General features: G+C 54.1%; 27 protein-coding genes. 21 read left to right on the top strand and 6 right to left on the bottom strand.

Annotation, left to right across the window (positions count from 1 at the left end; genetic code table 11):
- The first annotated feature begins 4 nt into the window (after positions 1 to 4).
- The 19 genes from flgA (at position 5) to CSQ89_RS03475 (ending at position 13,995) form a co-directional block, all read left to right on the top strand.
- Positions 5 to 958, top strand: a complete 954-nt coding sequence (gene flgA, locus CSQ89_RS03565) for a flagellar basal body P-ring formation chaperone FlgA (RefSeq protein WP_099404815.1) — start codon at positions 5 to 7, stop codon at positions 956 to 958.
- A 26-nt stretch (positions 959 to 984) separates the two neighbouring features.
- Complete coding sequence (locus CSQ89_RS03560; protein ID WP_158228887.1) at positions 985 to 1,542, top strand: flagellar basal body L-ring protein FlgH; 558 nt, start codon at positions 985 to 987, stop codon at positions 1,540 to 1,542.
- Positions 1,542 to 2,651: a flagellar basal body P-ring protein FlgI gene (locus CSQ89_RS03555; RefSeq protein WP_199065187.1), complete on the top strand. Its 1,110-nt coding sequence runs from the start codon at positions 1,542 to 1,544 to the stop codon at positions 2,649 to 2,651. The genes CSQ89_RS03560 and CSQ89_RS03555 overlap by 1 nt, the downstream gene beginning before the upstream one ends.
- Positions 2,652 to 2,817: 166 nt before the next feature.
- Positions 2,818 to 3,207 carry a flagellar basal body rod protein FlgB gene (gene flgB, locus CSQ89_RS03550; protein ID WP_233202952.1) on the top strand — a complete coding sequence of 130 codons (390 nt, stop codon included), beginning with the start codon at positions 2,818 to 2,820 and terminating at the stop codon, positions 3,205 to 3,207.
- Entirely contained in the window at positions 3,207 to 3,644 is a 438-nt protein-coding gene (gene flgC / locus CSQ89_RS03545; RefSeq protein ID WP_099404811.1) for a flagellar basal body rod protein FlgC, read from the top strand. Before flgB ends, flgC begins: the two co-directional genes overlap by 1 nt.
- Positions 3,641 to 3,931 carry a flagellar hook-basal body complex protein FliE gene (fliE, locus tag CSQ89_RS03540; RefSeq protein ID WP_099404810.1) on the top strand — a complete coding sequence of 97 codons (291 nt, stop codon included), beginning with the start codon at positions 3,641 to 3,643 and terminating at the stop codon, positions 3,929 to 3,931. The genes flgC and fliE overlap by 4 nt, the downstream gene beginning before the upstream one ends.
- A gap of 18 nt (positions 3,932 to 3,949) precedes the next feature.
- Positions 3,950 to 5,386: a flagellar basal-body MS-ring/collar protein FliF gene (fliF, locus tag CSQ89_RS03535; RefSeq protein ID WP_099404809.1), complete on the top strand. Its 1,437-nt coding sequence runs from the start codon at positions 3,950 to 3,952 to the stop codon at positions 5,384 to 5,386.
- Complete coding sequence (locus tag CSQ89_RS03530) at positions 5,383 to 5,892, top strand: hypothetical protein (RefSeq protein ID WP_099404808.1); 510 nt, start codon at positions 5,383 to 5,385, stop codon at positions 5,890 to 5,892. The genes fliF and CSQ89_RS03530 overlap by 4 nt, the downstream gene beginning before the upstream one ends.
- On the top strand, positions 5,880 to 6,620 hold the full coding sequence (locus CSQ89_RS03525; RefSeq protein ID WP_099404807.1) for a FliH/SctL family protein: 741 nt from the start codon (positions 5,880 to 5,882) through the stop codon (positions 6,618 to 6,620). The genes CSQ89_RS03530 and CSQ89_RS03525 overlap by 13 nt, the downstream gene beginning before the upstream one ends.
- Positions 6,617 to 7,933 (top strand): FliI/YscN family ATPase, encoded by a 1,317-nt coding sequence (locus CSQ89_RS03520; protein ID WP_255408616.1) that lies wholly within the window; start codon positions 6,617 to 6,619, stop codon positions 7,931 to 7,933. Before CSQ89_RS03525 ends, CSQ89_RS03520 begins: the two co-directional genes overlap by 4 nt.
- Positions 7,930 to 8,406, top strand: a complete 477-nt coding sequence (locus CSQ89_RS03515; protein ID WP_099404805.1) for a hypothetical protein — start codon at positions 7,930 to 7,932, stop codon at positions 8,404 to 8,406. Before CSQ89_RS03520 ends, CSQ89_RS03515 begins: the two co-directional genes overlap by 4 nt.
- Positions 8,393 to 9,301, top strand: coding sequence for a hypothetical protein (locus tag CSQ89_RS03510; protein WP_099404804.1), 909 nt, complete (start codon positions 8,393 to 8,395; stop codon positions 9,299 to 9,301). Before CSQ89_RS03515 ends, CSQ89_RS03510 begins: the two co-directional genes overlap by 14 nt.
- A 2-nt stretch (positions 9,302 to 9,303) precedes the next feature.
- On the top strand, positions 9,304 to 9,699 hold the full coding sequence (locus CSQ89_RS03505; protein ID WP_099404803.1) for a flagellar hook assembly protein FlgD: 396 nt from the start codon (positions 9,304 to 9,306) through the stop codon (positions 9,697 to 9,699).
- Between the two features lie 58 nt (positions 9,700 to 9,757).
- Positions 9,758 to 10,939 (top strand): flagellar basal-body rod protein FlgF, encoded by a 1,182-nt coding sequence (gene flgF / locus CSQ89_RS03500; RefSeq protein WP_099404802.1) that lies wholly within the window; start codon positions 9,758 to 9,760, stop codon positions 10,937 to 10,939.
- A gap of 1 nt (position 10,940) precedes the next feature.
- The gene (locus CSQ89_RS03495) at positions 10,941 to 11,714 is read left to right on the top strand and encodes a FliM/FliN family flagellar motor C-terminal domain-containing protein (protein ID WP_099404801.1); all 774 of its coding nucleotides are present in this window, start codon (positions 10,941 to 10,943) and stop codon (positions 11,712 to 11,714) included.
- Positions 11,715 to 11,729: 15 nt separating this feature from the next.
- The gene (locus CSQ89_RS23070) at positions 11,730 to 12,077 is read left to right on the top strand and encodes a FliM/FliN family flagellar motor switch protein (RefSeq protein WP_233202951.1); all 348 of its coding nucleotides are present in this window, start codon (positions 11,730 to 11,732) and stop codon (positions 12,075 to 12,077) included.
- A complete protein-coding gene (locus tag CSQ89_RS03485; RefSeq protein WP_099404800.1) occupies positions 12,077 to 12,475 on the top strand; it encodes a flagellar biosynthetic protein FliO in 399 nt (132 codons plus the stop codon). The genes CSQ89_RS23070 and CSQ89_RS03485 overlap by 1 nt, the downstream gene beginning before the upstream one ends.
- The gene (fliP, locus tag CSQ89_RS03480; protein ID WP_099404799.1) at positions 12,468 to 13,226 is read left to right on the top strand and encodes a flagellar type III secretion system pore protein FliP; all 759 of its coding nucleotides are present in this window, start codon (positions 12,468 to 12,470) and stop codon (positions 13,224 to 13,226) included. The genes CSQ89_RS03485 and fliP overlap by 8 nt, the downstream gene beginning before the upstream one ends.
- 16 nt (positions 13,227 to 13,242) lie before the next feature.
- The gene (locus CSQ89_RS03475; RefSeq protein ID WP_099404798.1) at positions 13,243 to 13,995 is read left to right on the top strand and encodes a sigma-70 family RNA polymerase sigma factor; all 753 of its coding nucleotides are present in this window, start codon (positions 13,243 to 13,245) and stop codon (positions 13,993 to 13,995) included.
- 8 nt (positions 13,996 to 14,003) lie between these two features.
- Here the strand turns inward: CSQ89_RS03475 and CSQ89_RS03470 are convergent, their stop codons facing one another.
- The 4 genes from CSQ89_RS03470 to CSQ89_RS03455 form a co-directional block, all read right to left on the bottom strand.
- Positions 14,004 to 14,390 carry a hypothetical protein gene (locus CSQ89_RS03470; protein ID WP_099404797.1) on the bottom strand — a complete coding sequence of 129 codons (387 nt, stop codon included), beginning with the start codon at positions 14,388 to 14,390 and terminating at the stop codon, positions 14,004 to 14,006.
- Between the two features lie 180 nt (positions 14,391 to 14,570).
- Positions 14,571 to 15,692 (bottom strand): tetratricopeptide repeat protein, encoded by a 1,122-nt coding sequence (locus CSQ89_RS03465; protein ID WP_099404796.1) that lies wholly within the window; start codon positions 15,690 to 15,692, stop codon positions 14,571 to 14,573.
- 116 nt (positions 15,693 to 15,808) lie between these two features.
- Positions 15,809 to 16,390: a hypothetical protein gene (locus CSQ89_RS03460; RefSeq protein WP_139022815.1), complete on the bottom strand. Its 582-nt coding sequence runs from the start codon at positions 16,388 to 16,390 to the stop codon at positions 15,809 to 15,811.
- A gap of 222 nt (positions 16,391 to 16,612) precedes the next feature.
- Positions 16,613 to 20,002, bottom strand: coding sequence for a hypothetical protein (locus CSQ89_RS03455; protein ID WP_139022814.1), 3,390 nt, complete (start codon positions 20,000 to 20,002; stop codon positions 16,613 to 16,615).
- 498 nt (positions 20,003 to 20,500) lie between these two features.
- Here CSQ89_RS03455 and CSQ89_RS03450 point away from each other — a divergent pair, with 498 nt between their 5' ends.
- Positions 20,501 to 21,229: a substrate-binding periplasmic protein gene (locus CSQ89_RS03450; RefSeq protein ID WP_099404793.1), complete on the top strand. Its 729-nt coding sequence runs from the start codon at positions 20,501 to 20,503 to the stop codon at positions 21,227 to 21,229.
- A 107-nt stretch (positions 21,230 to 21,336) separates the two neighbouring features.
- On the opposite strand, the gene CSQ89_RS03445 is transcribed toward CSQ89_RS03450, so the two are convergent.
- Positions 21,337 to 21,981, bottom strand: coding sequence for a hypothetical protein (locus tag CSQ89_RS03445; protein WP_139022813.1), 645 nt, complete (start codon positions 21,979 to 21,981; stop codon positions 21,337 to 21,339).
- Positions 21,982 to 22,408: 427 nt separating this feature from the next.
- On the opposite strand from CSQ89_RS03445, the gene CSQ89_RS03440 reads away from it, so the two are divergent.
- Positions 22,409 to 23,257 (top strand): endonuclease, encoded by an 849-nt coding sequence (locus CSQ89_RS03440; protein WP_099404791.1) that lies wholly within the window; start codon positions 22,409 to 22,411, stop codon positions 23,255 to 23,257.
- A gap of 185 nt (positions 23,258 to 23,442) precedes the next feature.
- On the opposite strand, the gene CSQ89_RS03435 is transcribed toward CSQ89_RS03440, so the two are convergent.
- On the bottom strand, positions 23,443 to 25,182 hold the full coding sequence (locus CSQ89_RS03435) for a CHASE3 domain-containing protein (protein WP_099404790.1): 1,740 nt from the start codon (positions 25,180 to 25,182) through the stop codon (positions 23,443 to 23,445).
- Positions 25,183 to 25,323 lie beyond the last annotated feature (141 nt).

Genomic DNA, 25,323 nt, shown 5'->3' with positions numbered 1-25,323 from the left:
GACCATGCTTCTACGCCAAGCTTGTTTCCTAATCGCAGTGCTGGTGTGCGCCACAACGCATGCGGGCAGCGTCGTCGTGTCGCTACGCGCCGAGGTCGCATTATCGCAGCCCCGCTTTACGCTGGCCGATATCGCGACACTGCAATGCGAACAAGCAGCGGACTGCAGAACGTTGGCAGGTTTGTCTATCGGGAATGCGCCGCGTATCGATGCACAAGTGCGCCTGACCCAGCCTCAGCTTGCCCGACTGCTCCGTCGCCTTGAGCCTCGGCTGGCGCAGCAGTTCGAATGGCAGGGTTCAGATGCGGTGGCGTTGACGGTTGCAACACAAAGCCTGCCGGCGGCCAAGGTCGTCGATGCTGCCCAGGCAGCATTGGCTTCAGCCTATGGCGACACCGGACTGACTGCCAATTCACAGTACAAGGAAACATATATCAAACTGCCCGTCGGTGCGGTCTCGCTGAATGCTCGCATGCCGGACTTCCCAGCACGTGACCACACCGTCGTGACGGTAGCCGTCTCGATCGACAACCGCTTCTACCGCACCATAGCGGTACCGATGCAGTTGACGTTGCTTGCACCGGTCTTGATCGCCAGCCGCGACCTAACGACTGGCAGCAGGTTCAGCTGTGAGTACGCACAACTACGTACGACCGATATCGCCAAACAAGCCGGCTTGGCCACGCAGGCAGTGTGCAGCCAGACCTGGCGCTTGAGAAAACCCGTGGCTGCCGGCGATGCCGTCACGACAGCGGCCATAGAACCCGTGCCTGATGTTGAACAAGGTTCGGCGGTCAGTCTGGTGGCGGATTTTGGTGGCATTCAACTCGAATCACGCGCTACGGCATTGGCCGATGGCCGCATTGGTGAAGCCATACCGGTACGTCCGACACTCTCCACAGCGTCAATCAAGGCGCGTGTGGTCGGAATCGGGCAGTTGCAAGCGATAGGAAGGTAATGAAAGTGAAGATAAGCCTGGCACTTATGTGCCAAATTTTTTTATTGGCGTTGCTGCCAGTAGCCTATGCCGAAACCCTCTACAACGAGTCGACTTTTCAGCCATTGGCTGCAGACCATCGTGCGCGTCGCCCAGGTGACCTGGTGATGGTAACCGTGCTCGAAAACTCGAGTGCCGCCACCGCCACGGGGGCTTCAGCCCAAAGAGACCAGGATGTGGGACTAAGTGCCGACATTACCGGCAGACGTAAGTTTGGTGCGAACCTGAGTACCGAAAACGGTTATGACGCCAATGGCCGCGCCCAACGCTCCGGCCGACTGCTTGCACAGATCAGTGCGGCCGTCGTCATGGTGCGTCCCAACGGTGACTTGGTCATCAGTGGCCGGCAGATTTTAGATATCAATGATGAAAAACAAGAGATATTCCTTAGCGGTGTGGTGCGGCCAATCGATATTGGTGACGACAACACCGTACCGTCGTCGCGCCTTGCCGAAGCATCCATACGCTACGCAGGCCAAGGAGAGCTGGCAGACAGACAGAAGCCGGGCTGGTGGAACCGACTGCTACACGTGCTCGGGTGGTAATGATGAAACGACTGAAGATACTTTTGCCACTATGCTTGATGGCTTCATCGGTCTTGGCTGATGGTGTACGCATCAAGGACCTGGGTCGCCTGTCCGGTTGGCGCGAAAACGCCCTTGTGGGTTATGGATTGGTTACCGGTCTTGCCGGCACCGGTGACTCGCAGGCAAACAAAGCCACACGCCAATCCATTGCCAACGTGCTGTCCCAATTCGGGGTCAATCTACCGCCCACCGATGTGATGAGTCGCAACGCTGCCGTGGTCATCGTCAACGCCAGCCTGCCTGCCTATGCAAGGTCAGGCGATAAGCTTGATGTCACCGTCACCTCGCTGGGTGATGCACGCAGTTTGCTAGGCGGCAGCCTGTTGCTGACACCATTGAAAGGCGCCAACAGCCGCATCTATGCCCTTGCGCAAGGTACGCTATCGGTAGGGGGGTACAAATACGACCTGAATGGCAACGTGGTGCAGAAGAACCACCCAACGGTGGGTTCGGTGCCCGGTGGTGCGACGGTGGAACAGAGCGTCAAGGCGGATCTGGTCGATCAGGAAAACCGGCTCACGTTTGTACTTTCCGACCCGGACTTCACTACCGCTTCGCGCGTGGCCAGCGCCATCAACACCGCCATGGGCCATCAGCTTGCGCAGGCTCGTGATGCTTCGGCAGTTGAAATCGACCTACCAACCACCCCTGGTGCACGCCTGGTGGATTTGGTAACCAGGATTGAACGGCTGACGGTCGAGCCCGATGTCCGCTCGCGCGTTGTGATTAACGAACGCACGGGCACTTTGGTCGCCGGTGGCGATGTCCGTATCTCCAAGGTATCGATTTCCCATGGCGAATTGAAAGTATCGATCGTCACAGAAAACTCGGTGTCCCAGCCGACATTGGTACGCCAGACCGGCCCGAATGTCCGTACCGAGGTGGTCGCCAACTCACGCATTGATGTCAGCGAGGGTGCCGGCAATTATCTGGGCGCATCAGGGAATACCGTGGCTGATCTGGTTCAGGCATTGACGCGAATCAAGACCAGTACGCGCGACATCATCTCCATCCTGCGCGCCGTCAAAGCAGCAGGCGCACTACATGCGGAGCTGGTGGTGCAGTAAACACCCAAAAATAAGCCTGGCTTGTTCCCCACCATCGCTTGGCGGATACGTCTAATGGCGGAGAGCAACCAACACTCATCCACTCACTCGTCCCAGCAACCGTCCAGACAGGGTTGCTGTGGCGAAGTTTTGCTCAAACTCGGTCTGCATTTGAATTGAAAAGGTAATGAACAGGATGGAAGCTACTGAATCCGTAACGCTGCAATTGGTTTCGAAGGCACTCGATGCAGCCAGCCTGCGTCAACAGGCTATCGCAGCAAATATTGCCAACGTTTCGACGGCAGGCTATCGCCCTGTACGCGTCAGTTTCGAGGATCAGCTCCAGGCCGCCCGCAGCCAACTGAATACCGGCGGAAAGCTTGATGCATCGGCCTTGTCGGGCCTTCAACCCCGCTTGGTGGAGACGGGTGAAACCGTAGCAGGCGACAGTACCGCCAACCTGGATATGCAGACTGCCGAATTGGCGCGCAATGCCATTCAGTACCAAGCCTTGCTGAAAGGCCTGTCTCATCATTTCGCCATGATGGGCACCATCATCAACGAAGGGAAACGTTAATGGATTATCGAAGCGCTTTCGCCATCAGTGCCGCAGGAATGAGCGTGGAGAAACTCCGTCTCGATGTGACGGCGCTCAACCTCGCGAATATGAACAGCACCCAAGGGGCCGATGGCCAACTGTTCAAGCCTATGCGCGTGGTCGCCACACTGGGCGGCGCTAACTTCGCCAGCCAGTTCGAAGCCTCTGCTTCGTCACTCACCTCGTTGCTACCAGCAGGTCGGATTGAGGCAATGGACGTAGCACCACGGGTAGTGCACGACCCCGGTCACCCCGATGCAGACGAACAAGGCAGGGTGAAACTTCCCGGTGTTAATCACCTGGGCGAAATGGTCAACATGATGAGCGCCCTACGCGCCTACGAGGCCAACGTCGTCGCATTGAATGCCGCCAAGACGATGGCGCAGCGTGCGCTGGATATTGGCGGTGCAGCATGAGTGTCGACGCCATTGCCGCGGTCAACACCATTTCGCTGGAACCCAGCGCGCTGACCAATGCACCGCAAGGGAACTTCACCGCTTGGTTCGATAACCAGATGACCACAGTGAATCAACAGTTGGCTGTAGCAGACCAAGGTATGCAGAAACTGGCAATGGGTGACGCCAGCAACTTGCACCAAGTGATGATCCAGATGGAAGAAGCCAAGCTCTCTGTCCAGCTGGTCCTCCAAGTTCGTAACCGTTTACTTGAAGCGTATCAAGACGTGATGCGCATGCAGATGTAGAAATAAAGGCGCACACGCATGTTTTCACAGCTTTGGAATAAATTGGATTCAAAGGCACGCGCGGGTTTGGTCACCGCCGTGCTGGCGGTCATCATATTAACCAGTGCATTGGCTTGGTGGGTATTCCGCCAGGACAACCGGGTCCTGTTTGCGGGTTTATCTGCGCAGGATGCATCCGCCATGGTGGCCGAGCTCGACCGCATGAAAGTGCCTTACCAGCTCGACCAGGATGGCGGCACCATACTGGTTGCGGCAGATACCGTGCATAAGACACGGTTGCAGGTGTTAGGCAAGGACATCCCATTGCATGGCACCGTGGGGTTTGAGCTATTCAACAATAGCGACTTTGGCATGACCGAATTCGCACAGAAGGTGAATTATCAGCGCGCATTGCAAGGTGAAATCACCCGCACCATCCTGGCCATTGATGTCATCCAATCCGCCCGGGTCCATCTGGCGCTGCCGGAACAAGGCCTATTCATACGGGCTGGCGCACAGCCCAAGGCATCAGTCACGCTGACATTGAAACCAGACCGTCAGCTGTCAGCCGAGCAAGTTCGTGGCATCCAGCGGTTGGTATCAGCATCGGTAGCGGAAGTACGCGCCGAAGACGTGACCGTGATCGACCAGCATGGCGTTGCCCTGAGCCGGGCCAGCGGTTTGGCCACCAACGACGCCTTCAGCAGTGACATGCTGGACCGAAAGCGCGCCGTAGAAAGTTATCTGGGCCGAAAACTCGACAGCGTGCTCGAACGCAGCTTCGGGGCGGGCAAAGTCGTCGCCAGCGTGGATGTCGAACTCAACGACAAGGTGATCAAGCAGACCACCGAGGACATGCTGCCAACCGACAAGGAACGCGGTACCGGCGTAATCGTGCGCGAGCGGCAGACTTCGCGCCCAACCGGCGCTGCCGAACATGGCAAGGACGAAACCACGCAAAGCGAGTTCGATTACCAGATAGGTCGACGTGTCGAACAGACGGAGCGTAATCCAGGCGGTACCGAACGCATCAGCGTCGCCGTCGTATTGCGTGCGCCGATGAACGAGGACGAGCAGGCCAGGTTGAAGGACATCGTCGCCAACACAGTGGGCCTTGTGCCCAGCCGCGGTGATGGCATTGCGGTATATAGCATGGCGCAACTGGCAGCCGGCAACGTCGCCGCAGCGCTGGTGGATACCCCCATCGCGCCAGAGCCAACACCCGGTGAAGCAACACCGATGGCCGTCAGCGAACAGCCGGCGGTCAACCGTATGACGGACTGGATAATTAGTGGGGCTCTGTTGCTGGGCTTGATGGTAGTGGGTTTGCTCATGCTGGGTTTCCTACGCCAGCGCTACGCCACGCCCTTGGTTGCCAAACGCACGCTGAGCGACGCTGAACGCGAACAAGCGCTGCATCAGGTCCAGGCTTGGCTGAATGAACCGTCGATCGCCGCGGAGGAGCACACGCGATGAACGAACGGCACGCAGCGCTGAAGCTTCACGGCATGGAAAACACAGACCGCGAGTGGATACTTTCCCAACTGGGTGAGTCCGCGCGGGCAAGGCTATATGTCTATCTGGAAGAGCTCGATAGGCTGGGCATTCCACCGCAATCCTTGCAGCAACCCAAGGTAGACAGCTCACCTTTGGGTGCGTTAATAACCGCCGAACCCACCCATATTTGCGCCATCTTCGATACGGAACCAGCTTGGATGTTGGTACAGCTGTTGCGGTTGCGCAGCTGGCCGTGGGAGCGTGCATTGTTGGCCAGCCTGGATGCAAAGCGCCGGGCTGCCATTATTGACGAACTACGCCAACAAGAAAGCCAAGCGCTGCCACCGGCATTGGCCGATGCACTGTTGCATGCCAGCCATGCTCGTCTGGCTGACCATGTCCGGTCTACCGTTGACATGGCCGCCCGCCAGACCGCAGCGAAACGGCCTTCATTCTTCGATCGGGCAATGCAATGGCGCCGATAATCCGCAAACCTCAGGTGCTGGGCGATAAGCGTGCATTACGGCCACAGACTGATGACCGATTGCCACATGCTGAATCGATGCAACCCTCATCGACCGCCGATATACAGCCCCGAGCGGTTGCCCCTGCTGATGCTGTTGTGCAGCCTGTACAACCGGTGCCCGTCGACCTGAGGCCATTGCGCGAAGAAGCGCTGCGACAGGCTCGCGAGGAAATGCAAGCAGAGGTAGAAGCCTTGGCGCAGGCAGCGCAGGCACGTGGTTACGAAGACGGGCTAAAAAAGGCGGCCCAACAGCTGGCCGAGGAAAATGCGCAACGTACTGCATCGACTCAGACGCTGATCGAAACCATCGAGCAACATTGTCAGCAGGCATTGGTCCATACCGAGGAACTCGCCGCGCAAATTGCCTACGAAACCGTGTGCAAGATTGCTGGCGAACAGCTGATAACCGCAGATGGCGTACTGGCCATTGCACAAAGTGCTATCGCAACACTTGGGCAACAACGTGTACTCAAGGTGCATGTGTCGCCGCCCGACTTCACCCTACTGAAAGATGCGGACGATTCGCCCCCCCACTCAACACTATTGGAGTGGGTGCCGGATGATCGTATCAAGGCAGGTGGCTGCATTGTGGAAACCGTGATGGGCGAGCTGGACGCCCGCTTGGAAGTGCTGCTGACAAAGACTTGCCATACGCTGATTAGCGCTAGAGCGTCGAGGACAACGTGAGTTCTCCGTATCTACAGGCCATACGCCAAATGGCCCCCTACCAACGGACAGGACATGTCGCCCGGCTCGCAGGCCTCTGCATTGAAAGCCGGGGGCCGGATGCACCGATCGGCGCCATTTGCGAAATCATGCCCCGGCATGGTGGCATCGCGCTGCGTGCCGAGGTTATCGGCCTGCGTGAAGACTGCATTGTGTTGATGCCTTATGGCGATACCCGGGGCATCGCCATCGGTTGCGATGTTCTCGCCACCGGCCGGAGCCCCGAAATCGGAGTCGGCGCGTCATTGCTTGGAAGGGTTATCGATGCCTTCGGCGCGCCATTGGACGAACGCACCGCACCCGTCTATACCCAGTCCCGCCCGTTGCGCGCCAGCCCGATGAATCCGCTACGCCGCCCGCGCATCAGCCAGATTGCAGAAACCGGCGTGCGCGCCATAGATGCCTTGCTGACGCTGGGTCGCGGCCAGCGCATCGGTATTTTCGCCGGTAGCGGTGTGGGGAAAAGTACGCTGCTAGGTATGATCGCGCAACGCGCCGTGGCCGATATCAACGTCATCGCCCTGATTGGCGAACGTGGCCGCGAAGTGAAGGAATTCATAGAAAAGCACCTGGGCGAAGCAGGCTTGGCGCACTCGGTGGTGATTGTTGCAACCGCCGATATGCCCGCCCTGGCAAGGGCACGAGCTGCCTATGCTGCGACGGCCATTGCCGAATATTTCCGTGACCAGGGCAAGCAGGTCATGCTGACCATGGATTCGATAACCCGATTCGCCATGGCTAAACGGGAAATCGGCCTCGCAGCCGGCGAGCCGCCGACGGCGCGCGGCTATACACCCTCGGTATTTACCGAACTACCCGAGCTTTGCGAGCGCTGCGGTACGGCCGACACCGGTGGTTCAATTACCGCCTTGTATACGGTCTTGGTGGAAGGCGACGACTTCAATGAGCCGATCTCCGACATCCTGCGCGCCACGCTTGACGGGCATGTCGTGCTCAACCGCAAGCTGGCCCACGCGGGGCACTTTCCAGCAATTGATGTGCTGCAAAGCGCCAGCCGCCTAATTACCGATCTGGCTGCCGATGCCGAAATCAGCTTGATCCGTAAGGTTGTTCTCCACCTCGCAACCTATGAACGTAACCGCGAGATGATCGACATAGGGGCCTACCGTACGGGCAGCAACAACGAGATTGACCGTGCCGTTGCCGTGATGCCAGCGCTGAAACGCTTTTTACAGCAGGACGCCAAAGAATACGCGCCGCGCAGCGCTGTAATCCAGTATTTGAGCCAGATTCTGGCCGAGGATAAACCATGAACTCGCAACGTGGATTCATTTATCCGCTGGCGCCGCTGTGCAAGCTCAGCGCATGGGAATTGGAACGGCGGCGACTTGAACTGGCGGAAGAAGTGGCCAATGAAACCGACAAACGCCAAACAATGGCAACGAGCCAACGCCGGTTAAGCGATGCCGTCGCTTTGCTGGGCGTCCAGGCTGGCCTGGACGCCCCTATCGACCCCGCTGCCCGGGCCATGTGGCTTGGTTATCTGCACCGCCTTGACCAGCACTGCCAACAGGCAGCGCAGCAGGTTGAGGATGCAGCCGCAGTCAGGCAACAAGCTGCTGATCGCTATAAAGCACGCCACCAGCAGCATCAAGGCTTGGAATCACACCGTGAGAACGCCTTGCTTGAATACAAACGTATCCAGGGCGCAGCGGTATTTGCCAGCGTCGATGAAAGCTGGCTGCAAACAAGTCATTGGAAAAGGAACCAAGATGCGGGTAACTGAAAAAGTCGGGTTCGAACAACCCCCGCTGATGGAACGCGAAGCCCATCAGCGCCGTGATGCCTGGAGCCGGGAGCTGGAACAAGCCAGCGCAGGCTTATTGTCCGGTATGAATGCCGTGCTGCGTAAGCAGGCAGCGCCAGACGAGAAACCTATGGCGACGCAAACCGCGTTTCAAGCTGCTGCGGTACAAGCCACATCGTCTTCTTCATTGGGCGCCGTAACCTGCCGCCCGATGCCGGATGCAATGCGGGCCTATGCATCGCCGGCTCAGACGGAATACGCTGAAATCGACCTGACCCCGGCTGACGAGCCATCGGATACGGGTGCCGCATCGGCCCTGCCCTACTCAACACCCAATGCCGCGGCGCTGACACCGGCATTTTCTGCTGCGCCTGTTTTCAACCATATGGGTAGAGGACAGTCTGGGCATGACGCGACGCCTATCGTGCCGGGTTACAACCAACATCCTATGGAGGTAGCAGCGCCTCTTTTGTCGCTGCAACCTTCATCCAGCCTAGTCCGGTCTCTGACCGCGCCAACGTCAACACTGACAGCTGCCCGCACACCCGAAAGCAAGACTTTCAACACTGGGGAAACCTGGCAGGCCCGTAACGTCCATATGACACAGGATGAGCAAGGCCATGTTCAAGTCTGGTTACGTGATGCCCAGATGAATACAGCGCTACGCGCCGTACTGCTGCAACAACTTCGCCAGGAACTTGGCGGCGCAGGCTTGCAACTGGGCAGCCTGATGGTCAATGGCAAACCCGTATGGCGTGAGCAGGACCAAACCCGCTCCGTGCCTGGACAAGCCGGCGCTGCAGCTCAGTTACAAACCGACGAGCCGGCTTCCGGCTACTTCACTTACTCGACACGCTCGCAAAGGCAAAGATAACCATGGCGCTCGATTCGATTGGAGCTTCCTCCGCACTACAGGGTGCGGGATTGGGCTTGCAGGATTTATTGAAAATTCTGCTGACGCAGCTGACCTACCAAGACCCATTGAAACCCATGGATAACCAGGAGTTCGTGGCGCAGATTGCGCAGTTCTCCTCCCTTGAGGCGACACGGCAATTGAACGACAAGACGGACCAGCAGATATCGATTCTGGCAACGAGCCAGTCCATCGGCCTGTTGGGCAAAACGGTCGATATCGAACTGCCCTCGGGCGCTGTCAGCGGGCAGGTAACAGGCTTATCCCTCAAAGATGGCAGCCCGAATTTGACGATTAAAAAAGCAGATGGCCAGGTCGTGGCAGGCATTGCCTTCTCACAGATAGCCGCTGTGCGCTAGGCACCCTCTGCACAGACTTTGAACAGATGCTAAGTAACTAAAATTAATTGGAACAATCATGATCGACACTGTTTTTATCGGGATGTCTGGGCTGTCCAGCTATTCCAAAGGGCTGAAGGCCATCAGCAATAACGTGACCAACTTGAACACCCCCGGCTTCAAGACCTCGCAATTGCAATTTACCGATCTCTTCTATCAAGGCAGCCAGAACGGTACCGGCGCTGGCCGCTTCGGCAATGGCGTGGGTACTAATGGCACCAACCTCAATTTCATGGCGGGCGACTTCCGTTCGACAGGCAATGAGCTGGATGTCGCGGTAAACGGGCAAGGCTTTTTTGTACTGCGCGATGAGCAGAGCAATCTGCGCTACACCAAAGCCGGCCAGTTTGAATTCAACGGCAACGGCGTGCTGGTGAACCGCAATGGGAGCGAGAAGGTCATGGCTTATGACGCGGGCAATTTGCGCGAAATCACGCTTCAGGGCATGCAAAGCAATCCACCAAAAGCAACCAGCGAGATTGTGCTGAAAGGCAACCTTTCCCCAGAGGGAACCCAGCATAGCATCAACAACGTGGCGGTATTTGATAGCGCGGGCAAACAACACAACCTGACGGTTGCATTCACTGACAAGAAACTGGATGCAACCACAGGGGAGGTGTCGTGGACCGTTACCGTCAAGGAAAACGCCACCACGCTGACCACGGGTGACTACAAGTTCAAGAATAGCCTCGCCGTTGGCGGTAGCGACGCTTTGAGTTTCTCCTTTAATCCCGCAGGGGCAGCGGCTTCGACAGTCACCATGAAGCTGGGCCCCAATGTCCAGGCATTCAACCTGGGCACCACCTCATCGCTGGAAGTGGATAGCAAGGATGGCTACGGGGTAGGCACCCTTGCCAAGCAGGCCTTTGATGACGAAGGGCATTTGGTCCTGAACTATTCGAATGGACAAAGCGACAAACGCTACCAGCTTGCCATGGCGCGCTTCAGCAACCTCGATAGCCTGGAGCAGATGGGTAGTAATCAGTTCCAGGCCAAGGATGCCAATGCCGTCAGCTACACCGTCGCCAGCAAAGGACAGGACGCTATACGCAGCCGTGCAGTGGAAATCTCCAACGTCGACCTCTCGCAGGAATTCAGCGACCTGATTCTGAACCAGCGCGGTTACCAGGCTTCCTCGCAAATCGTGAGCACAGCCAACGAGATGATTCAGGAACTGTTTGAAATGAAGGGACGCCGTTAAAGTGGAAGTACGGGAATATTGCCTGCTTGGCGAGGCCGCACTGGAAGCCGCCAAGGGCATGGTCATAACGGCACTGCAATTCTGGCAGTCACAGTGGGGGGGCGCATTGCCGCTGCAGACACTGCAGCTGCGCCCTGCCAGCCCAACAGTCATTGAACAGTACCCAACCAGCTGGCGACTTTACAGCGCCGATGGCAAGGATATCGCCTGGGTACGTGCGCCAAAGGGCTTGGCCCGTAGTTGCGAACAGCTGCTGTTTGCCGAGCAGCGTGCTATCCCGGAACTCGCTCAACACAACGACTCCCATCTCGCCCCCCCCGTAGCAGCATTGGCCGGCGACGCATTGCTGCTTGCCCTAACAGGTGTCGCCGCGGCCGATAAACCTGTTCCGGGCTCCGTCGTCACACCACCCGCCTCTCTCTTCAATACAGGAAGTGGTGCGATATGGCTGGAATGGTCTCTGGTGCCAGGAGAGCCCTTGCAGGTCATCTATCCCTGCCTTGTGCGTCCTCGCAGGCTGCGCCGCTCGACCAACGTGCTGACTTCCTTTCACACAGCCGTCAAACACCAGCGTATTCATCTGCAGGTTGACCTAGGCGAAGCCGAGTTATCGCTGGGACAGCTGCAAAGCCTGCAAGTGGGCGATGTCGTCCGGCTCGATCGACATCTGGGTGATGCACTGAATATCCATGACACGCAAGGCCGGCTGGTTTGCCATGGGCAGCCGGGGCAACGCCTTGGATGGCGTGCCATTGAAGTACATAAATTAAAGTAAGTAAGGACCTATATCGTGAAGACACAATCTACGCAGAACGAAACGCACACAGAAGAAGTCACCCAGCTCATCGAGCTGCCGGAACTCAATGCAACAAAAGCGGGTGCCGCCGTGGTGGGTGCAAACCTACAGGTGATACGTAACGTCAAGGTCAAGCTGATGGCGCGCCTGGGCGGTACCGAGTTGTCAGTCGGCGAACTGATGGACATGAAAGAAAACGCGGTGTTGCCACTTGACCGCCTGCTCGACGACCCTGTCGACCTCTTATTGGATGGCCATGTGGTTGCGCGTGGGCAATTGGTTGCGGTGGGCGACTCCTTTGGTATTCGCGTTACCGAATTACCCAAGTTGGACGGCCAATAATGCGTCGTTCCGGCTTACTCTGCCTCGTACTATGCCTGCTGGCGGGTACCGCCATGGCTGCAACAGGCGCGGCAGAAGGCACTGCCATCCCCTTCAAGCAGGCTACAGAAGTAGACAACCTGGTAGGACGCATCATTGGCGCACTGGTATTGGTCGCCCTGATTGGTATCGCCATCGCCGTACTGATCCGCCGTTTCCTACCCGGTTTCGCCGCTGCCGTGGGTAAGCCCGGCGAAGCGCTGCAAGTCAAACACCGCATGCGCCTTACACCAAGCTCCCAATTGATTGTCGTGGCCTATCGCCAGGAAGAGTTACTGCTGGTTGAAGGGCCGCAAGGCGTGCAATTGCTCCGCACTACCCCGCTTACGCCAGAATCCGGGGAGCAGGGCAATGACTAGGTATTACCGGTTGCCGCTGTTGGCTTTCGGGCTACTTGTGCTGGTGAGTCTGCAGCAAGCATTCGCCACTGCCGACCTGGTACTCCCAGGTCTGCAGCTTAGCGCCAGCGGATCGAGCGCCAACCAGACATCTACAGGGCTCAAGCTGCTGCTGGCGCTCACGGTGTTAAGCCTGGTGCCTGCCATATTGGTCTCGATCACGGCCTTTGTGCGCATCGTCATTGTGCTTTCATTGCTCCGGCATGCACTGGGCATGCAGGAAACCCCTCCCAATACCGTGCTGCTGAGCTTGGCGCTATTCCTGACCTTATTCACGATGTCGCCCGCGCTAAAGCAGGCGAACGAACAAGCCTTCCAACCTTATCTAAAGGGAAAGTACAGTACCGAACAAGCTGTGGAAAAAGGGTTCGCGCCCTTCCGTGATTTCATGGTGCGACAGACTCGTGAAGAAGACTTGGCGCTGATGGTTGAAATATCCAAAAGCCCTGCGCCACGTACGGTGGATGATATTGGCAACCTGCAATTGATTCCGGCGTTCATGCTGTCCGAGTTGCGTACAGCCTTTCAGATTGGTTTCGTCATCTTCCTACCTTTTCTACTGGTCGACCTGATAGTCTCGGCCATTCTTATGGGGTTGGGCATGATGATGGTGCCACCGGTCACGATTTCACTGCCGCTCAAGATACTCATGTTTGTAATGATCGACGGTTGGGGCATCGTCGTCCGGTCGCTGCTCAGCTCTTTCAACTAGACCTAGTCGTTCCAGAATGTCTCAGTCGAAGGCTTACGCATGGCAAAAGCTCGATCCGTCTGAAGAAGCCGGGCTGTGGGCCAAGCGCGCGCAAACCGGGAGCAAGGCTCGGTGCCGTCTTGCTGAACTCTATCTGCCTTTCGCCCGCATGGTGGCAGCCAAACTTTATGGCAAGCGGCCGAATGATGAGATTGAGTTCGGTGATTATATGCAGCTTGCTTCGGTAGGGCTGCTGGATGCCATCGACCGATTCGATGCATCTCAAGGTACTGCGTTTACCACTTACGCCCACTACCGAATACAAGGCAGCGTACTGAACGAACTCGAACATTACACCGAACGGCAGAAACAACATGGATTGCAGCGGCGCATAAAGGAACGGATCAAGTCCATGGACAATACCGCCATGAGTACAGACCCGGACAAGGTGTTCGAACGTCTGGCAGCGGTTGCCATCGGTATGGCCATTGGCATGATGTTGGAAGACGAGGGGCTATGCCTTAATGAAGAACCGGATGCCGTCATCGCCCCAGCCTATACCTCGCTTGAATTACGGCAACTCAGCCGGCAGTTAAGCGAAATGATTGAATGCCTGCCCGAACGTCACGCCCAGGTTATCCGTTACCACTATCTGCAACAGCTCGACTTCAGCGAGATCGCCAAACTGCTGGGTATCAGCAAGGGGCGCATCTCCCAGCTCCACCAAGCTGCACTGGCTAAATTACGCAGCGAGATTGCCCAACTGAACCAAGGTAATCTCGCTTGGTAGGCACGCAATCAATCCGAAGCCATCAGCATGCGGTCTATCGCACTTGCAATGGGCTCGGATAGCGAAGGCTCCGCCAACATACGTTCTCCTACGGTTTCGGCCAGCTGATAAAAACCTGGGTCGTTTACCAACCGGTCGCCCAGCTCATCGAGCAATACCGCCTCGATAAACGCCAGGAATGCCTTGCGCCGTCTTTGAGGGTCATCCGGCAATACAGCCCCCAGGCGGGTGATCAGCTTTTGTTCCAATGTGGAATCCGCCTCCCGCTTACCCGTCTTGCTCTGCTTCGACTCGGTTATCGCACTGCGCCTGCTGGTGGTCGCGCCACGGCTTCCCACTTGACTGCGGATGAGCGCAGCAATATTGGAAAGTTGATTGATCGAATCAATACTCATGCCTGAAAACCTATTCAACGTCCCACGATACAGTTGAGGACAAAGCAAGAACAACGGAGCAACCAGTGCTGACAAAGGTAAATGAACCTGCCCATATTACCTTGTGGATGCACAGCAGGTATTGAACCAACATTTAAACCTAATCATCATGGCCCAATACCTTTACACCAAAACTTCGTATCACTTTTTTTCCACAGAAGGGGGCAGGAAGTTTTTCGCCAGTGGCATGGTTGCCAGCACGGTATTGATAATGCGTTCAACCTCCGCCTGGTCACCGTTGGCCTGCGCCTGCAAGAGCTCGGCATAGCGCGCCGAAAGGCCTTCCGGCGCCAGACGACGAGCCCGCACCAATAGGGGCTCCGCACTCTCGGGCTGACCTCGCAGCAATGCTACCGCTGCCATCGCGCCATAGCTCTCCCCAAAATTCCTGTCCAGATCCAAACCACGCTGGAAGCAACGCTCGGCGTCGTCCAAGCGCCCCTGCAATAAACACATCCATCCGTAAGCATGCCAAGTACCGATATGGTTGGACATAAACTCGGTTGCTTGCAGGAAAGCCTGCTCCGCCGCGCCAAAATCCTTTTGGTAGAACCGTGCAATGGCCAAGCCAGACCAAGCCCGACCATTGATAGGGTTCAAGCTAAGGACATGCTCAAACTTGGCGATGGCCGCATCGATTTTACCCAGGCCCATCTCTGCCGTGCCGAGGGTGACCAGCGCATAGTGTTGGTCTGGCGAGCGAGCCAAACCATAAGTAGCCCACCGTATTGCCCCGTCGATATCATCATCATCCAGGCAAACCATCGAAAGCAACCCGGCCAATTCTGCATCATCCGGTTCACGGGCGAGGCCCTGCTCTGCCAAGGTACGGGCCTGTGTGAGCTCACCCAGCTGATGCAAGCTCAAGATCAACAGGTATAAGAAGCCCGGCACAGCGTCGCTCTCCTGCAGCATGGGCTCGAGCAATGCATACACTGCTTCAAAGTCTCCTTGCAGGTAGTGCGCATACGCCAGGTTGTAGCGTACAGCCGGGACTTGATAACCCATGTCGATCAAGGACTGGAACAACGCAGACGCCGCCGCCGTATGGCCTTGCCGCAGCGCCAGCAAGCCACGGTGATGGCAAAGCCCAGGATGGGCAGGCCAACGCGCCAAGCCACGATCAATCAGCATTTCGGCTTGATCAAATTGTTGGCAGGCGATGGATAGCTCAACCGTATCCAACAACAACTTGCTGTTGTCAGGGTCTTGTTCGAGAAAGCCCAAATAGCGGGTCAGCTTGGCGGAATCAGAAGCAGTCACAATAAATATCTAATCAAAAAAATAAGTGCGAAAAAGCGGACGCAATAACAAATAAACAAACGATGGCGCACAGCAGCATTGGCGTAAATCAAAACGGCCAGCCCTCATCCCCCAGCCTACTCCTTATACGCAGAGAGAAAGATATGGTCGTCCATTGGTTCCCCAACGGATTGCCTTTCCCCAGCAGAAGACTGGGGTGCCTGTTGCATCTGCTCGACATTGCCCAGCACCCGGCGCATTTCGGCCAAGAGCGGTGCGTTTGAGTAATCACACGCCAGCCCGGCGCGTAATTTTTCCGCGGCATCATCCAGATCAGTTTGGTTCAAGGCCAGCAGTCCATCTCGAAACAGCTTCAACGCATGGCCATTGGGCAATACATCCAGCTTTTGCCAAGTTGTTGCGGCAGCGACATCGCCACGCATCAATTGCAACAAGCCGAGTTGAAACACCGCAATATCAAATAGGGGGTTTAAATCTACAGCCCGCTGCATCCAAGTACAGGCATCATCGAACATCTTGATCTGGGCATATTGCGCACCCAGCAGAAACAAAATCTCTGATCGGGGCGGCGACGCCAATGCCATAGCCTGTTTAAGATAAGTAATAGAAAGGTCGTAGCGCTCACGTTCACTGGCCTCCAGTGCGAGGTGCGTCAGTTCATCAACGGTGAGCATTGTGCTGGGGTCATCTTGTTTCAAGGTATTTACTCGGTAGGCGCGCTGCACATACACGCAACGCAATCAGGATCATAGAGCCAAGCAGCTGCTCATAAATTTACCGGTTGGGGTAGGGTAAAGTTTAGCCCTACAAGAATGTGCGGTAAAAACGCACCAATGCAGGTAGCAGCAAAAGCCGATCCCCTCCCCCCAAAACCGGCACAGCATCGAGCCTACACCATCACATCGGTGCCTTCTTCCAATCTAGGAAGGCTCAAAAACTTTGGCGTACTTTTCCAGCGCCGCCATGCTACTGAGCAGATTCACCTCTACCGTATACGCTTTCACTGGTACATTCATCGCATTGGCAAAACGCTGCGCAAATGAAAATACACCACCACGACCTGCTTCACAGGCTAACAATCGAATTGGCGTACCTGGCTTGTAATACTTAACATATTTTTTTATCTCATTTGCGAATTCACGAGGACCTACTGCTTTACCGGTAATTGAAAGTGCCTTGTTACTATCTGAATGAGTTCTGATATCAAAATAAGTCTTGCCCGTCCCAGGATGAGTTTCCGCCATTTTTTGATGACCGGCAATATGCCCTTCTACATCGAAGCTTCCTTCATAGGGCTTTTTGCTAAACTTCAACAACTCGTAGTAATTATCAAAGCTTTCTTTTCTTTTTACCAAATAATGATCAACGTCCTTCATTTCGTCATTAAACAACCCCTCCAAACCAGAGACTGCTGGCTGAAGCACTCTACCTCTAAGTAATCCCCCCCCTCCTTTTAGCCCCACATCGCTGTGGATCTGCCATATCCCATCCTGATAGCGAACAGGAATTGCAGGTTTGGTAGGATTGTCAGGATAAAAAACCCGCCAGGTACCATTATCGGCATCGTAGCGAACGGGATAATATTTATCGCCTGATTTAATGTATCGATTATTTTCACTCTCGAATATACCCGATTCATTCACCAGAATTTCGCTGGAGGGAGCAGCGACTTGGTATTTGTCCATTTCTTCACCAAACGCCATAATCGATGGAACCGGTACTTCAACGACGGGTGGTAAGTCATGCCGTGTGATAAATGACTCGATGCCATAAGGATCACCAAGCGAGATTCCCGCATTATTGTGCTCAAAATTGCCCACCGTCGATTCAATATGTTCAGTCTTTAAAGGAATATCCAATGCTTTCCGCAGGGAAAGATAATTACGCAAACCAATTGCATGGGCAGTCGGCAATTCTGCTTCCTTAAGCGCCATGTGTTCTGCCATGTTTAGGCCAGATCTAGCTGCGCCGGTTCTCACCTCACCAAGAGTAGCCACATCAAAGATAAATGCAGCACCTGTCATGACGATATCGATGCCATCACCCTTACGCAGCGCCTCTTCAAATTGATACCCGCTACCAATGATCGGGATGGCGCTGACAGCACGCCCCGCATCACCATGCCGAATGCCTTCTTCCAACTCATAGACATTGCCGGCAATAGGAATCGCACCAATGATTTCTTCCGCATTACCGTTGTAAATGCCTTCCCCAAAACGCCATACGTTGCCAATAAGAGGGATGCCACGGATAATTCTTAATAGATCGTTATTTTCCCGCTCTGTCTCCGTTTGCGCATGAAAACGTGCAATAATCGCCTCACGCTCAGTTTGCATGTTTCCGGCATTTAATTCGCGGCCGGACTCTCTGATATTCTCCTTGGCTCGGGCGTGTATCCATGCATTGCTTGTCAAGGCCTGGTTATAGGCGTCTTCCGCTTGCTGAAATTGTTCTCTACTACCAATCACAGCTCCTCTAAAATGACGCCCTCCCACGTTTGAATATAGGCGTTCGTCTCTTGTTGCGGGATTCTGCGACGCCGCCTTTATAAGCTTTAGTAGCGCAGCATTACGGTCAAAACGTTGAGGAGGCTCCCCATAGTTCGCCAGCCAGCGTTCCCCAAGATAGATTTCCAACGCAGCAATCTTTTGCTGGGTAGTGGTCAAACCTACCGTGATGTTCTCACCGCTGGCTTGTGCCAGATATTGCGCCAGCAACATTTTGGGATTCAGCATCACAGATTGTTTGGCTTCCCATCTGCCGCAAAGCGCGAGAAATTGCCCCACCATCTGCGCTTCGGGGCCAAAAGAATCAGGTACCGTATCGCCCTGTACTAACAAGGACCGTTTCAAAATCGTCACCATGCCATGCTGCAAGGTGCCAAACCGATATTCTGTCGATTCACCCATGCGATCCAGCTTTCGCCTGACCAGGCTCTCCCTGACTTGGAGGTCAAGGGTACTCATACCAGGAATGCTGTTAATAACAGGATCATTGACCAATTCGCTGAAGGTTTTACCTTGTGTATTGACCAGAGCATTGTGGTCGACAAATACATTGCTGCGATCAGCATTCGGTAAAAACATCTGGGACAACTGCCATTCCTCGCGCAGCTTATAAAGAAAAGCTCTCCGAATATTTGTCAATTGCTCGCCCAGCGGCATTGAATGCCGGGGCGCTTCTACCAGCCCGAGGTTAGGCTCCCGTGCCAAACAGAACAAGATGGCTGCTTTATCCAGTCGTTCTTTCGCGAGAGGGCTCATCCACGCAGTTGCAGTTACTACACGATCGCCTTTCGCCAAGCGCTCGCCTAGGGCCAAACCATCCAGCTTATCTAGCCCAAAATTATCTGCATGCACATGCAAAGCATGAATAGCCTGAGTTGGGGTTATTATTTTCTTATTCGCCTGCCCCCAGTCAATCCAATTGAGGTCTTGGTATAATTTATCCAAATAACTGACAAAAGGCTCAGAACTATTAATGGGTAGCACTTCCCTTTCAATGGTTCCGTTTAAAAAAGATACTGTATAGTTAATCAGATCGGTGTCTGTCTCATTTGGGCGAGCACTTATCCAGCGATTGATCAGGTTTTTGTTATTCAAAAAGTCGGCAACGCCATCCATCTCTCTGGCTAAACGGCTCTGCATAAATTTATTTAGTGTCATTTCATCAGCAAACTGAGCATAGTCTTTAGCAATTCCCTCTAAAAAGAGTTTGGTAAAGAAATTGATTCTGTTTGCCGCATCCACCGACATACGCCCACTTTGCTGCAGTGCCTTTATCAAAATGCGAGTAGTGCGACTATCTTGCTGTGCCTCTTTATGAATGCTGGCAAAGGTTGCCCGCCGTGTTTGGTGGAAAGTGCGGGAAAACGTATCGGTAACAACAACCGTATTACGTTTGCTTCGTTTGGCAGCTTGGTCAGCGTCCCGTTGGGGTGGAGCGCTCATTGACTGGTCTGAGGTCACTTCGATCCGAGACAACATCCGTCCATTCGAGTCATAGGCGTAACGGATATTGCTGTCCAGAGTAGGAGCGGATCGATGGTGGTGATCGGCATAGTTAGGCTGCTGATTGCCGCCGAAAAAATCCCCCAATGTCCCCTGGTCGTTATAGGTGTGCAGGGTATCGACTTGTCTCTGTCTCTCAAGCAATAGTTCATCTCGCGCTAACACAAGATTATTGGCCGGTAGACTCTTCCTTCTCTCCTTACTTATTTTCTCTATCACTTTCGTTTGTGGTTCCTGGCATCGTTGAAATAAACCCACATACTGTCCCGCAACCACTGAAACCATATCTAAAAAACCCATAAGAATGAAGCCACCTGAAATGGATGGCATTAATATGGATTTTAGTAGAGCTAACAGTATTCGTCATACTGAATTGCGACAATACATTACCAATCAAGGACATTATTATGTTTATATGGAACTTCAATAACTCCGTTTTAATACGAAAATGATTATCTGCGTAGCAGACACACATAACTTATTGTCATGTAAATGCAATTTACTAACTACACATGGGATTTTAATCAAACTGCAAAAGCAGTAAATAACACTGGGCAAGAAGAAAGACAGTATGGCATCACAATGGGTCGTGTGTTTGTTAATTACCTTATTTTCCATTTTCCTAAGCTGTCAATTCATTTAGTTTCAGTGATAACCAGGGCTGAATGCTGTCACCGTCTGGTCTCTACCGCGAAAGCTTGCTATCGCCCGATAGTCAACAGCCTATGCCGCGCACTAAGCTTTTGCTCCGCCAGATGCTATGTTTTAAAACGGTATGACCGTCTTTGAGGAAAGACCATGCGCCGCATACGGATTGAAGTCCTGGCTATTGTCTTTCTACTGCAAAGCTTCATGGCAGCCGCAGACGTCACACTGACAAATGGAGAGTGGCCACCTTATCTGTCCGAGCATTTGAAATACTATGGCATTGCCTCCCATATCATCACCGATGCTTTCGCACATGCCGGCATAAAAGTCCAGTATGTCTTCAGGCCGTGGAAGCGTGCTTATCTGGAGGCAGAAAACGGCAAGTTTGATGGTTCAGTCGTCTGGACCTACGAGAAAGAGCGTGCCGAAAAATTCCACTTCAGCGACCCGATTTTTGAAGGCAAGTCTGTTTTCTTCCACTTAAAGAGCTTCTCGTTTAATTGGACGACTTTTGACGATCTGGTCCCTGTTCGGGTAGGCGGCACACTAGGTTATAGCTATGAGTTCGAGAAAAACCCTGCCATTCAGGTACAACGTGCTGATAACGATGTCGACAATTTCAAAAAACTACTTGCAGGCCGATTTGATATATTTCCCTCAGAAATGAATGTAGGTTATGCGACGCTTCAGCAGAATTTCACACCAGCAGAAGTCAGCCAGATTACCCATCACCCAAGAGCATATAATGTTGTGACTTATCATCTTATTCTTACAAAAAGCAAAACCGATAGCAAAAAACTACTTACCTCCTTCAATAAAGGTTTAAAAGCACTTAGAGACAGTGGAAAATACAATTCGTACTTTTATATTCCGCAGTAATGTTATTCACCAATAGCACATGTTTATAGGGTCAAAAAAACACAGGCCAAGGCTGGTGTTTTAATTACATGCGTTGCATTATGCCTTGACCAACAGCTACAGCAACATCAAGGTTTATAAGCCACCACAAAACGACCAGACTCATTCGGTGACACACTCACCGTACCTTCACCCTTCTTTTCATCAAATTCAATACTTGTCCTCTCTTGGGCCACAAGTAGTTTGATTTCAGGATTCAAGCGAAAAATGGTGATCTTGCTTTCCATATCAGCGCTGCTGGTTCCTGCCGGTACTTTAGCCAAAGGAAACCGCATCACTAGCTTTCGGTTTTCCAATTTTGTGAATTCGGTTTCCACTTTTTTGGGTGCCGTATCCCATTCCAACGCCAACAACTCCAATGTTTCGCTCAACATGTAGACATTGCCATCCACAATAGCCTCTGGCGCTACGCCAAAACACAGATTGATCGAAGCGAAATGACGGTTGCTGAAATCAAAATGGGCATTTTTAAGGGGTAACGACTGCAGCTCGGTAATTATATTTACGCTCAAGTTTCTTTCTTTGTAATTCGCCGGACATGCCATCCTAACCGGCGGAATGCCGACATCTACGGGTACCGTCGTAGTCGTTGGTGGTGTTACAAACTGCGTTGTTGCCGGACTAGAATTATCCCCACCACATCCCCATATGCCTGCTGCCAATGCGGTCGCGGTGAGGCATTTACCCAATTGTGCTACTTGTTTTCTATGCATATACACTATCTTTTTTACGATTTATTTCGATCTCGTCAAATCAAAAAGCCAATTCACCACGCAATAGCAAATATCCCCATAGGCCAACGCACATAAAGCACCTTGGCTGCTAGCTAGATGGATTGACTGATAGGAAAACGGATTTTTAACCCATTAACGCAATGCTAATGGAATTGATCGCAATGCGGCTATTGGCGCAAATCACAATAGTTTTCAAAGGCCTAGCGCTTAATTCATCTTCTCGTGTGCATCACAGCAAACAAAATCGAAGCTTCCGTAACGCATAACCGGGAACCGGCCTGTTTCCGGGAACGTCTATCCACCAAGTAAGATCGCCGTCCGTCCAGCCTGCTGGGCGAACGCTCGTCGTATGCAACCCATCCGGCAAGTCCGTCGTTGCTCCACTCCTAAGCAAAGTTATTCTTCCATGCGTATACCCTTGATCGTTATCACACTTCTGCTGTCTGCCTGTTCAGACAGGGACGTCCAGAAACTCGAATCCATTGCACTCAATGAAGGCAGCAAGCTGCTCGCCAAACTGGAAAAACAGAGCGGCACATTTTCTGAGGAAGACATTGCCAAGCCCCAGTCAAACACGGGTGAGAAAGAACTCGTCTCTGGAAAAAGTGTGGTGGGCCACCGTAATTTCGCCAATGCAAAGAAAGTTCTACCCCATATTTTCACCGGACCGCTGCAAAAGGACATTTACTGCGGCTGTGATTACAGCGGCAAGGACATCGACTTGGCTTCCTGCGGCTATGTCCCACGCAAGAACGCCAACCGGGCAAGCCGCCTGGAGTGGGAACACATCGTGCCCGCCTGGACCATCGGCCACCAACGACAATGTTGGCAGGAAGGCGGCCGGAAGAATTGCAGCGAAAACGACGCTGTGTTTCAGGTGGCAGAGGGCGATCTGGTCAATCTCGTGCCCGCCATCGGCGAAGTCAATGGCGACCGTTCCAACTTTCCTTATAGCGCCTGGGAACGCAACCCAACGCCAATCTACGGGGAATGCAAAACCGTGGTGGACTTCAAGCTAAAGCGCGCCCAGCCGCGGGAAGAAGTGCGCGGCCGCATCGCCCGGGTATTCTTCTACATGCACGAGCGCTACGATTTATCGATCAGCAAACAGGATAGGCAGCTGATGTGCGCATGGGCCAAGACTTACCCGATTGATGAATGGGAAACGGAAAGGGACCAGCGCATTGCAGCCCTACAAGGCGAGGGCAACAAGTATGTGAGCACACCGGCAGCGCTATCGTCACAGTGCAGTTGATGCAGCCGGAATTGGCATGCGGTAAGAACCTGCTCAAAGTCTTCTGCGCGTCGGCGATATGGCGTTGAAAACGCCCTCGGAATGCTCATTTACCACTTGTAAACTCCGCTTCTTCGGCTGCTTTTGCCTTAGCTCGCGAGACTTTGAACCGGTTCTAACGGCTAGTTACCGCTACCGCATGCCATTCAAACCACAAAGCGCCCGATGATGCCACCCAGCTGCTGGCTGGTTTGCTGTAGGTCCTGGGTGGCTTGCTGCATATTGCGCATGCTGGCAAGGTTATCCAAATTGCCTTGGCGCAGATGCTGCACCACCTCGGTGATCTGCTGTACACCAATGGCTTGCTGCATGGCTGTCACAGCAATCTGTTGCGCCGCCTGCGCATTATGGGCCGCCACCTCAGCCATGCGCGCCAATGCATCACCCGCCAGGCCCGACTGCTCAACGCCGCTTTCCACCGCCATGCTGCTTTGCTCGGTGGCGGATAACAAGGCGCTGATGAGCTGCTGGATTTCAACAAGAATGGTGCGTACCTGGACCACTGCCTGCTTGGACTGGAGAGCCAGGCTCTTCATCTCCTGCGCCACTGCGGCGAAGCCACTGCCGTGTTCGTCGGCATGCGCGGCTTCAATACTGGCGTTCACCGCCAATATGGCCGATTGTTCGGCAACGGCATTCACGGCATTCACGACATCGCTGATTGCCAGGCTGCGCTCTGTCAATTGGGCTATCCGCTCAGCCACGACACCCATACTGCCTTGGATGGCTTGCATGGCCTGTGATGTGTCCTTGACTGCCACCTGCCCGGTCTGCGCTACCTCCGATGCACTCGTCGCACTGTGTGAAACCTCGGTCATCCTTTGTGACGTCAGCTCTGTCGTCTGGCGTAGTTCGGCAACGGTTGTGGCCAGCTGGGTCGTTGCTGTCGCCGTTTCATCTGCCGCAGCTGTCACCTGGCAGGAACCCTGGCGCACGGTGTCCACCACACTTTCCATCACCGTATTGCCTTTGCGTAAATCAGCCATCATCGCCTGCAGGTTTTCCACCATACTCTGAAAAGCCAACCCCAGTTCATCCTGTTCCGACTTCGGTACGGGTTTGTTGCGCAGGTCGCCACGTGCAATCAAGGTAGCTACCTGAGCCTTGACCCGCAACGAAGCCGCCATTTCGGCAAAAGCACTGCGTAACTTACCGAGCTCATCCGTACGGGGTCGGGTGGATAGATTCGGGGAAAGATCGCCGATGGCAATTCGACCGGCTGCCAGCGCCAATTCGGAGATCGTAGCGGAGATAGCACCAGAAATATCGCGTGTAATGAATACCCCAACTACCAACACCAATAATATCGCTACCGGTATGCCATACGCCACGGTCGCCATGGAAGAACCTGCTTGGCGCCGCTGTGCTGCATCGCGTAATTGAAACAGGTGCCGCTCTTCAGCATCCATCTCACTCACCGTTGCGCGGATGACGTCCATATACTGCTTACCACGGTCTGTCAGCACTACGGCCAGCGCCTCGTCCAATCCCTTCTCGCGTCGCAAGACAATGGTTTCCTGCAGCTCCGCCAACTTGTCGGCTACTGCACGCTGCAAGATTTGTAAACGCCGCAACTGTTCTGGATTGTCGCGTATCAGCGTCTGTAACGTGACAAATGCGCTGTCTATCTTTTCCACCGCCTGTCGATACGGGTCGAGATACTTGTCCCGTCCCGTCAGCAAATAGCCCCGCTGCCCGGTTTCGGCATCCTTGAGCAAAGACGTCACACTATCGAGGTGCCCTAGCACATTGTAGGTATGTTCCTTCCAGTTTGTGGCCTCCAGAAGCCCATCCAGGCTGCGGTACGAAGTCACCCCGATGCAGACCAACGAAGTCAGGGCCATCAGATAGCCCATGGCGATCTTCTTACCCACACTCCAATACATTTGCGTTCCTCCTCCCGTTTGCACCCCGGGAATTGTTTTTCTGCAATAGCTTGATCAACAAGGCAGCAGGCGCGCAGCTCATGTCCTAATCTAGGATGAAATGCTGAAGTTAGCAGCAGGGATTGTCAGAACCTGTTCATT

The organism is Chitinimonas sp. BJB300, assembly GCF_002735695.1.
Lineage (GTDB): Bacteria > Pseudomonadota > Gammaproteobacteria > Burkholderiales > Chitinimonadaceae > Chitinimonas.
The sequence above is the reverse complement of the archived record's forward strand: the minus strand, read 5'-3'. Positions and strand labels throughout refer to the sequence as shown.